The organism is Streptomyces sp. NPDC056503, assembly GCF_042794995.1.
Taxonomy (GTDB): Bacteria; Actinomycetota; Actinomycetes; order Streptomycetales; family Streptomycetaceae; genus Streptomyces.
In genome coordinates this window covers 1-9,209 of record NZ_JBHTST010000208.1, presented here as the reverse complement: position 1 = coordinate 9,209, position 9,209 = coordinate 1, and the positions used below count along the sequence as shown (strand labels likewise).

Genomic DNA, 9,209 nt, shown 5'->3' with positions numbered 1-9,209 from the left:
GGGGCGGAGGCCTCGGCCCGCCCCGCCGCCGTACTCCGGAGGGGGCAGGGGGCGGGCCGTCAGCCGAGGTGGTCGGCGACCAGGTCGGCGAAGGCCTCCGGGGTGAGGACCTCGACCCCGAGCTTCTCGGCGGCGACCGCCTTCGAGCTGGGCTTGCCCGTGGGGGAGGGGGCGGAGACGAGGTAGCTGGTCCTGGCGTTGACACCGCTGCCCGCACGGCCTCCGGCGCGCTCGATGAGCTCGTTCATCTGCGAGCGGCCGAAGCCGTCGAGACGGCCGGTCATCTTGCCGGTGACCACGACGGTCTTGCCGGTGAGCGGGCCCTCGGCGGGCTCGGAGCCCTCCGCGCCCGCCGCACCGGCCTCACCGTCCGCACCGGTCTCACCGGCGGGCCGGCCGGGCCGCCGGGGCTCCGTCATGTTCACCCCCGCCGCGATCAGCTTGTCCACGACGGGGGCGAGGGCGGCCAGCTCGGCGACGACCACCGGGGCCTTCTCCGGGCCGATGCCCTCGACGGCCAGGAGGTCCTCGGCGCTCGCGGCGCGGATCGCCTCCATGGTGCCGAAGTGGTCCGCGAGCCGCCGCGACATGCGGCGGCCGGTGCCCCGGATGCCGAGGGCGCAGAAGACCCGGCTCAGCGGGCGGCTGCGGGCCAGTTCGAACTGCTCGGCGAGCTTCGCGCCGCGCCGGGCGCTGCCGGAGGCGGCCGTCAGCTGCTCCTCGGTGAGGGCGAACAGGTCGGCCACGTCGGTGACCAGGCCGGCGTCGATCAGCGCCTTGACGTAGGTCCTGCCGAGGCCGTCGATGTCGAGGACGTCGCGGCCGGCGGCGTACTCGACGAGCGGGGCGAGCGCGCAGCCGGCGCCCTTGGCGCAGCGCCAGCGCTCCTGGCTCTTGTCGATGTCGCCCCCGCAGTTCGGGCAGGCGGCGGGCAGCGGCACCGGCACGGCGTCCTCGGGGCGCAGTTCGACCACGGGCGCCTGTACGCGGGGGATGATGTCGCCGGCCTTGTAGACGGTCACCGTGTCGCCGAGGTGGAGGCCGCGGCGAGCGATGTCCGCCGGGTTGTGGAGGGTGGCGCGGGAGACCGTGGAGCCGTCGATCTCGACCGGGTCGAGCACGGCGGTCGGCGCGAGCACGCCCGTGCGGCCCACCTCCCACACGACGTCCCGCAGCACCGTCTGCCGCTCGACCGCCGACAGCTTGTACGCGATGGCCCAGTACGGGAAGCGGCTTCCGAGGCCCGCCTCGGCCTGCTCGGCCGCGCTGTTCGCCTTCACGACGACGCCGTCGATGCCGAAGGGCAGCCCGGCGCGCAGCGCGGCGATCGCGTCCACCTGGGTCTGCGCCTCGGCGATGGTGGTCACCACGCGCAGGCCCGCGGGCGTGTCGGCCGTCGTCCGGATTCCGGCCGCGGCGACCGCGGCGAGGACCTCGGCGTGTGTCGCCCCGGCGGGCAGAAACGATCCTCCGTCCAGGTCCACGGCGCCGTACGCCCAGAACGTCATCTCCAGCCGGTACGGCCGGTCCTTGGCCCGCAGCGTCCCCGCCACCGCGTTCCGCGGGTTCGCGAACGGCGCGCCGCCGTGCGCCGCGCGCACCTCCTGCGCCGTCTCGAACTGCTCCTGCGTGAAGAGCACCTCGCCCCGCACCTCGAAGGTCACCGGCTCCGCCAGCCGCTCGGGCAGCCCGACGACCGAGCCCACGACATGGCTGACGTCCTCGCCGTGCGTGCCGTCGCCGCGCGTGACGACCCGTTCGAGCCGCCCGTCCCGGTACCGCGCGGCGATCGCCGCGCCGTCCAGCTTCGGCTCGACGGTGAACCCGCCCTCGACCGGGCGGCCGAGCCGCCGCTGGAGCGAGGCGTCCCACGCGAGCAGCTGCTCGGGCCCGAAGACGTTGTCCAGGCTCAGCAGCCGGGTGGTGTGCGCGACGTCGCCCTCCGGCGCGGCGCCGTCCGCGACGAGACCCGTCGGCGACCCGGGCGCCTCGCCCGGGTGCGCCGCCTCCCACGCCAGCACCGCCAGGCGCAGCGCGTCGTACGAGGCGTCGTCCAGCGGGCTGTTCTCCCCCGCGTAGTAGGCGCCGGACGCGGCACGCAGCCGGTCGAGCGCCTCCTCGTAGGCGGCGGAGTTGGACAGGACGAAGGGCGCCTCAACGGCGGGAATCGCGGTCATGACCCCATCTTGTCGCGAGGGTCTGACAACGCCGCTCCGACGGCCGGCCGGCACCGGGCCGTGCCCCTCAGGAGGCGAACGTCGGCGCCAGCGCGGCCGTCAGGCGGCCGGTCAGCTCCTCGCGGAGGGACGGGCCGGACGCCTCGCCCGAGCCCCGGTGGTCGTCGGGGAAGGCCGACCAGTCGACCTCGCGGGCGGCCCGCTCGAACACGTCGAGGGTGAGCGGCCGGTCGGGCTCGCCGGGCCACTCGCCGGCCTCCTTCAGGACGGTCTCCAGCAGCGGGAGCGGCAGGGCGCAGCCCTCGGCGAGGAGGACGGCGTCGTACAGGTCCTTGGCCTGCGGATACATGTCGCAGCTCAGCCAGAGGAGTTTCCACGCCAGGGAGAGCTCCCGGTCCGCCGCCCGCACGCGCACCCCGGCGACCTCGGCCGGCCGCGGCGGGGTCGGGAGGCGTTCGTGGAAGACGAAGTCGAGCTGTACCTGCCCGCCGGGGAGGCCCGGGGCGGTCCAGGGGAGCACGAGGCGGTGGCCGGGAACCCGTTCGTACGTCCAGATGTACTCGGACACGGCCCCGGCGTCGTCGATCACCAGGTCCAGGTCGAGCGCCCGGGCGAGCCGGTCGGCGGACCGGGCGACGCCGTCGAGCATGGCCCGGGTGCGCGGCTCCTCGATCCGCCAGGTCTCGGGGACGACGACGAAGTCGATGTCCTTCGGCGGCCGGGCGGCCTCTCCGAACCACGCGGACATCAGCATGCTGCCGCGCAGCACGAGCGAGTCCGCCCACGCCGAGCCGGCGACCGCCGCCAGCACGAGGTCGAGCGCGGAGCGGCGGGCCGCCTGCCAGCGGGCGCGCAGCAGGGGGTCCTCGATGATGTCGTCCGTCGGCCGGAACGCCTCCCGGAAGTGCTTCAGGGCCGGGTCGAAGGCCCGGTGCCGGACGGCGGCCGCCCCGACGCCGGCGGTCAGCGTGCTCGGGCGCCCGCTGTCGCGCCGCCGGGACTCGGCGGCCGGTTCACCGGACGTACCGGGACCGTCCGGGATCGGATCCGTCCACGTCGTGCCGTTCATGTCGTCTCCTCCGGGGTGTCACGGACGTCCTCGACGTCGGGTTCCAGCCAGCCCGCGTCCACCGCGAGGTCGCTGTCGTGGAGCACCAGCTCGCGCTCCTCGCCCACCACTTCGCAGCCGGCGGCGAGCAGGTCGGCGAGGAGCGCGTCGCAGGCGAGGAGCGCCTCCGCCGCCGGCCCGGGGTGCCGTCGGGTCACGAAGCGCTCGTGGCGGCCCTCCGGACCCGGAAGGGCCCGCCGGGCGTTCCAGGAGACATGGGCACCGTGGGGTGCGACGAGGGCTTCGAGCGCGGCACGGTCGTACGGCGACGGCAGCGCCAGCTTGAGGTGGTGCTCGTGGTAGCCGCCGCCCGGGCCCGTCGGTTCCGTACTCCACGGGACCGTCTCCACCTTGACCCGCACCGGCTCGAAGCCGGCCGCCCGCAGCGCGGCCACGAGCGCCGGGTGCCCCGTCCGGTCGGGGAGCGTCAGCATCGGCTGGACGGGCGTCCGGCCGCGGGCCAGCACGATGGTGGTGAGCTTGAGGCCCTGACGGGTCGCCCACGCCTCCAGGCGGGCGAGCTCGGACCCGGTCGCGCAGCGGAGCGTCACGTGCGTCTCGTAGAGCCCCTGGGCGTCATGGGAACCGTCGCCTCCGGCGGCCTTGTCCTTCGGGTGCACGTTCGCGCCTTTCTCCTGGCCGGGTGAGTGTGCCAGACGGGCCGCCGTCGCCTCATCCCGATATCCGGACCGTACGATCCCCGGATGCGCCCCCTGTCGAACCAGCGGTCCAGCCCGTGCCCGAATCCGCCGCGGTCCGCCCCGGTGAGCCCCGAGGCGGCACGTGCCCTGGCCGCCCCCGGAGGGCCGCCGCCGGGGTGGCGGACGTGGCCCGCCGAGGTGCTCGTGCCGTCCGTGCGGGTGGCGCTGCTGCGGGCGGAGCTCGTACGGGAGCCGGCGGCGCTGCGGCACGAGGAGCGCGGGGAGGAGCTGTACCAGGCGGTCCGGGGTGTGCACGCGCGCGGGGAGGCGGCCGAGGCCGTGCCGGGTGCCCACGCGGGCGCGCCCGCGCGCGTGGCGGAGCTCGTCGGCGAACTGGCGGCCGCCGGGAACGCGGTGCTGGAGGCGGAGGCGCTGCGGCTGGCCCGGGAGGGGCTGCGTGCCGGAGGGCTCGGGCCCGCCTTCGTACGCGAGGTGCTCACCGGGCTGCTGGACTCGCCGTCCGACGCCGTGGTCGACGGCGCGCTCACCGGACTGGCCGAGCCCTGGGCCGCGTTCGAGCCGCTGCCGGCCGCGCGGCTCGCCGGGCTCCTCGTGCCCGCGACCGCCGCGGCGGCGCTCGCCACCGCCGCCGCCCATGGACACGGGGACCTGCTGTGGCGGGCCGCCGAGGACCCGGACCGGGCGCCCGGGACACGGCGGCGCGCTCTGGCCCTCTACGGCGGGACGGCGCGGCGCGAGGACGTGCCCGCCATCCTGGGGCTCGCCGGAGAGGACCCGCTGCTGCTCGCCGGCCCCGCGGTGGACTGCCTGCGCGCGATGCACCGGCGCGGCCACTTCGTCACCGACCCGGACGTCCCGGCCGTGCTGGCCCTCGCGCTCGCCGACCACACCGTCCCGGCCGAGGGCGTGGCGACGGTGCTCTTCACCGCGCGCCGCGCACTCCTGCGCCTGCTCGTCGACGCGGCCCCGGACGACCCGGGGTGGCCGCGTCGGCTCGACCTCCTCGTCGCGCTGGACGGCCAGGGCGTCGCGGGCCTGCCGGTCGCGGCGGAGATCGCCCGCCTGCTGCCGTCCGCGTCCGCCCCGGGGCCGTTCCTGCGGGCCCTGCGCACCCTGCGGGACCCCGGCACCGAGAGCGCCGTCCTCGGCGTCCTCCCGCACGCGCCGGCCGACGCGCTCGACGCGCTGGAGGCCGTGGGCGGCGACCGTACGGTACGCGTGCTGGGCTCGGCCCTCGGCCTCGACGCGGTGACGCCGAACGACGCCGCACCCGAACCCCCGGGTGTCGAACCGGCGTTGCGCGCCTTCCGGTCGCGCGTCCTGGAACTGCTCTGGCTGCTGAACTCCGACCCGGAGGTCCGGCGGCAGCTGCTGGAACGGGCCGACGCGGCCGAGCTGCCCGCCCGGATGGCCGCCGACCTCGGCGGACCCGACGAGACCGAACTCGCGCTCCTCGCCTCCCACGTGGACCCCGAGCGGCCCGTCGCCGCCTTCCTCCGGCTCGCCGAGCACGCCGGACCCGGCCTCCTGCCCGTCCTCGCCGACCTGCTGCTCCGGATCGCCGGGGAGGCGGCCGCCGGGTGGGAACCCGGCGGTGCGGGGCCCGTGCCCGAGGCGGAACCGGTGGTGCCGGAGGAGGTCGTGGACGCGCTGAGCTCCCTGGGGCGCCGGCTGGGGGAGCGCGGCCGGATCCGGCCGGTGTGCCTGCTGGACGTGCTCCCGGACGACGCGGGCCCGGCGCTCGTCACGGACGTCGTCCTCGGACTCCTGGACCGACCCGGGCTCTCGCCGGGCGAACAGACCGTCCTGCTGAGGGTGTTGCTCGACCTCCGACGGATGCCGCACCGGACGGTCCGGCCCCGGGTGCACCACCTCCTGCGCCACCCCGACCGGCATGTGCGCAAGCACGCCGTCGCCCTCCTCGCCCGCGACACCACGGGCGACGGCGTCGCGGCCGTGTCGGCGACGCTGCTCGCGCTCACGGGTCCCGACCGCGACCCGCAGACCGTACGCCAGACCCTGGGCGCGCTCGGCGACGCCGGGGCCCGCTGGGCGTCCGACGCGATCGCCGGCTGCCTCGACCACCCCGTCATGAACGTCCGCAAGACGGCCGCCCGCGCCCTCGCCACCGCCGGTACGCCACGGGCCGTCCCCCGCCTCCTCGACCGCCTGGCCCACGACGACAACCCCGGCCTGCGCACCCTCCTCCTCGACGCCCTGCGCGCCCTCCTCGGCGACACCCTCCCCGCCACGGTCGCCGCCGCCGCCGACCGCGCCGACGGCCCGCGTGCCCGGGACCGCCTCCTCGCCGCGCTCGCCCCCGGACCGGGCCCGGACCCGGACGAGACCGACCTGCGGCACCTCGCGGAGGAGGGCTGGGACCCGGCCGCCGCCCTGCGCCTCGCCGCGCGGCGCGCCCCCGGGGCCGGACGGCCCGCCGCGCGGCTCGGCGCATGTCGCCCGTACCTCTCCGACTGGCTGGAACTCGCCGCGACGTCGGACGAGGCGCGCCGGGCCGTCCTGGGCGTGCTGCCGGCGGAGGTCTGCCCGGCTCCGTGGACGGTCCACGAGCGCGGGGTGATCGCCCGTCACGTCACGGTCCTCCTCGACGGCCTCGCGGAAGCGGAGAAGGAGACGAGGGACGGACTCCTGGCCCTCCTGGAGTCCGTCGCGGACCGCGCCCCCGTCGGTGCCCGAGTCGTGGCCGTCGTACGGGCGTCGCCCCCGCGCCGCCCCGGCCGGCGCTCGACGCTGCCGCTGCTCCGGCTCGCCGGCGCGGTCCTCGTCCGCGCCGACCTCGACCGCGAACTCGCCGCCGCCGCGCCGGGTCCCGATTCCGCGGGCGCCGGAGCACGGGTGCTGCGGGAGGCGTTCGGGGCCGGCGCCGGCGGGACCGCGCGGCCGACCTGGTCCGCCGAACTCGCCGTCGCCGCCAGGAGCGCGCGCACGCTGACCGCCTACCGGCAGCAGGGCGATCCGGCCGGATCGCGCGAGCTGCTGGCCGCCCTGGCCGAGTCGTGGGGCGGGGCGGCGGCGGACGTACGGGTCGCGCTCGTGGACTGGATGACGGACCTCCAGCCGCTCGACGCCCCGCCGTGGACCCTCGCGGAGGACGCCGGCGCCATGGCCGCCGCGCCTCGGGCCGCCCACCCCGCCGACCTGGACCAGCCCCGATCCGCCGCGCAGCGCGAACGACTGCTCGCCCTCCTGGACTCCGACGACCCGCGGCGGCGGAACACGGCCGCGCACACCCTCCTCGCCTGGCCCGAACCGGAGGCGCGTGCGGCGGTCCTCGCCGCGTACCTGCGCGGCCGGACCGACGAGCCCTCCGCCCACGACCTCCGCCCGGCCGTCGACCCGGGTACCGCCGTCGACCCGGGTACCGCCCTCGACCCGGGTACCGCCCTCGACCCCCGCACCGCCCTCGTCCGCGCGCTGCCGGAGGCGGCCCCCGAGTCCCTGCGCGACCCGGACGTCCGGCCCGAGCGGCTCGCCCGGCTCGCCGCCAGGAGCGACGTACGGCGGCTCATGCCCCTGCTGCCCGTCCTCCTGGACCTGTGGCGGCACGGGCCGGAGGACGCGCGGGCCGACGCGTTCACCGCGCTGCGCCGACTGCCGGCCGATGCCCTGGCGGCCCGCCTGGAGAGCCGGCTCGCCGAGGGGGAGGCGGGGCTGCTGGAACTGTTCTCCGGCAGCCCCCTGCGGCACACCCCCCTCCTCGCCCGGCTGGCCGAACGCCACCCCGAGGCCCGCCTCGCCCTCGTCGAGGGCCCGCCGTACGGCCCGGAAGCCGCCGAACGCCAGGCGGCCGCGCTCCGCGCACTCCGGGCCCGCGCCCCCGCTCCCGTACCGGACGGGTCCTCTCCCGCGTACGAGGAGCTGGTCGCTCTGCTGCGGTCGCCGGAGCCCCGGCGGATCCGGCGCGCGCTGACCGGCCTGACGGAGTACTCCGGGGAAGGGGAAGCGGCAGACCTGGAAGGGGAGTTGCGCGAGCTTCTCACCCACCGTGAGACCGGCGTGCGTCTGCACGCGCACCGGGCCTCGCGTGCGCTGCTCGACCGGGAGGCGCATCTGCGTCTGACCGAGGTGCTGCTCGGCGACGCGCGGCCCGACGTGGTGCGCACCGCGGTCCGGGTCCTGTCGCGGGCGGGCTGGCGGCCGGCGGTCCCGGCGTTCGTCGCGCTGCTCGACCACGGCCGGGAGACCGTGCGCAGGGCGGCGGAGACGGCCGTCCTGGACGCCGGTCCGGAGGCCGTCCCCGCCCTCCGCCGCGCCGCCGCCCGTGCGCGTCCCGACCGCAGGGGCGCCTACGAGACGCTGCTGGCCCGGATCCTGGGCGAGGGACGGCCGTCGGGCCGGCGGTGAGGGCCGTACGGTTCGCGTCTCCGTGGGACGGACGCGGCGGGAGCGGCGTACGCCGGGGAACGCGGCGGGGGCGGCGTACCCGACGGGTGTCGGGTACGCCGCCCTGGCGGCCGGAGGCTCTGCGGGGTCACGCGGCGCCGCGGTCGAAGGCCGACTTCGACCAGCGGTAGCCGAGGACCGTGAGCCCCGCGCACCAGGCGATCGCGATCCAGCCGTTGTCGCCGATCTCGGTGCCGAGGAGGAGGCCGCGGAGGGTCTCGATCGCCGGGGTGAAGGGCTGGTACTCGGCGATGGGCCGGAACCAGCCCGGCATCGAGTCGATCGGGACGAACGCGCTGGAGATCAGGGGGAGTACGACCAGCGGAAGGGCGTTGTTGGAGGCGGCCTCGGCGTTGGGGGAGACCAGGCCCATGCCGACCGCGATCCACGTCAGCGCGAAGGCGATCAGGAGGGTCATGCCGAAGGCGGCAAGCCATTCGAGGGGGGTGGCGTCGGTGGCGCGGAAGCCGATGGCGACGGCGACGGCGCCGACGAGGAGTACGCTCATGACGCACTGGAGGACGCTGCCGACGACGTGTCCGACGAGGATCGAGGGCCGGTGGATGGCCATGGTCCGGAAGCGGGCGATGATGCCCTCGGTCATGTCGTTGGAGACGGAGACCGCCGTCCCCACCACCGTCCCGCCGACCGTCATCATCAGGATGCCGGGAACCACGTAGGCGATGTACGCGGAGCGGTCCGCGCCGCCGTCCATGCCGGCGCTCATCACGTCGCCGAAGACGTAGACGAAGAGCAGCAGCATCATCACCGGGGTGAGCAGCAGGTTGAGGGTGAGGGAGGGGTAGCGGCGGGCGTGCAGGAGGTTCCGGCGGAGCATCGTGGACGAGTCGCGGACGG

5 protein-coding genes are annotated in these 9,209 nt (G+C 76.8%); 1 reads left to right on the top strand and 4 read right to left on the bottom strand.

Going from position 1 to position 9,209, the window contains the following annotated elements:
• Positions 1 to 59 precede the first annotated feature (59 nt).
• The 3 genes from ligA to ACFQ8C_RS35345 all read right to left on the bottom strand — a co-directional run bounded on the left by ligA (position 60) and on the right by ACFQ8C_RS35345 (position 3,905).
• Positions 60 to 2,177: an NAD-dependent DNA ligase LigA gene (ligA, locus tag ACFQ8C_RS35355; RefSeq protein WP_383465821.1), complete on the bottom strand. Its 2,118-nt coding sequence runs from the start codon at positions 2,175 to 2,177 to the stop codon at positions 60 to 62.
• A 67-nt stretch (positions 2,178 to 2,244) separates the two neighbouring features.
• On the bottom strand, positions 2,245 to 3,246 hold the full coding sequence (locus tag ACFQ8C_RS35350) for a nucleotidyl transferase AbiEii/AbiGii toxin family protein (protein ID WP_383465819.1): 1,002 nt from the start codon (positions 3,244 to 3,246) through the stop codon (positions 2,245 to 2,247).
• A complete protein-coding gene (locus tag ACFQ8C_RS35345; RefSeq protein WP_383465817.1) occupies positions 3,243 to 3,905 on the bottom strand; it encodes a hypothetical protein in 663 nt (220 codons plus the stop codon). The genes ACFQ8C_RS35350 and ACFQ8C_RS35345 overlap by 4 nt, the downstream gene beginning before the upstream one ends.
• Positions 3,906 to 3,989: 84 nt before the next feature.
• Between ACFQ8C_RS35345 and ACFQ8C_RS35340 the strand changes: the two genes are divergently transcribed.
• Entirely contained in the window at positions 3,990 to 8,312 is a 4,323-nt protein-coding gene (locus ACFQ8C_RS35340; protein WP_383465815.1) for a HEAT repeat domain-containing protein, read from the top strand.
• Between the two features lie 127 nt (positions 8,313 to 8,439).
• Here ACFQ8C_RS35340 and ACFQ8C_RS35335 read toward each other — a convergent pair.
• Positions 8,440 to 9,209, bottom strand: a 770-nt coding sequence (locus tag ACFQ8C_RS35335; RefSeq protein ID WP_383465813.1) for an ABC transporter permease, incomplete at its 5' end; no start/stop codon positions are given.

What these genes read in the sequence shown, in the direction of transcription:
- ACFQ8C_RS35350 (WP_383465819.1), bottom strand. Translation starts at nt 3,246, where the DNA reads ATGAACGGCACGACGTGGACGGATCCGATCCCGGACGGTCCCGGTACG.
- ACFQ8C_RS35340 (WP_383465815.1), top strand. Translation starts at nt 3,990, where the DNA reads ATGCGCCCCCTGTCGAACCAGCGGTCCAGCCCGTGCCCGAATCCGCCG.
- ligA (WP_383465821.1), bottom strand. Translation starts at nt 2,177, where the DNA reads ATGACCGCGATTCCCGCCGTTGAGGCGCCCTTCGTCCTGTCCAACTCC.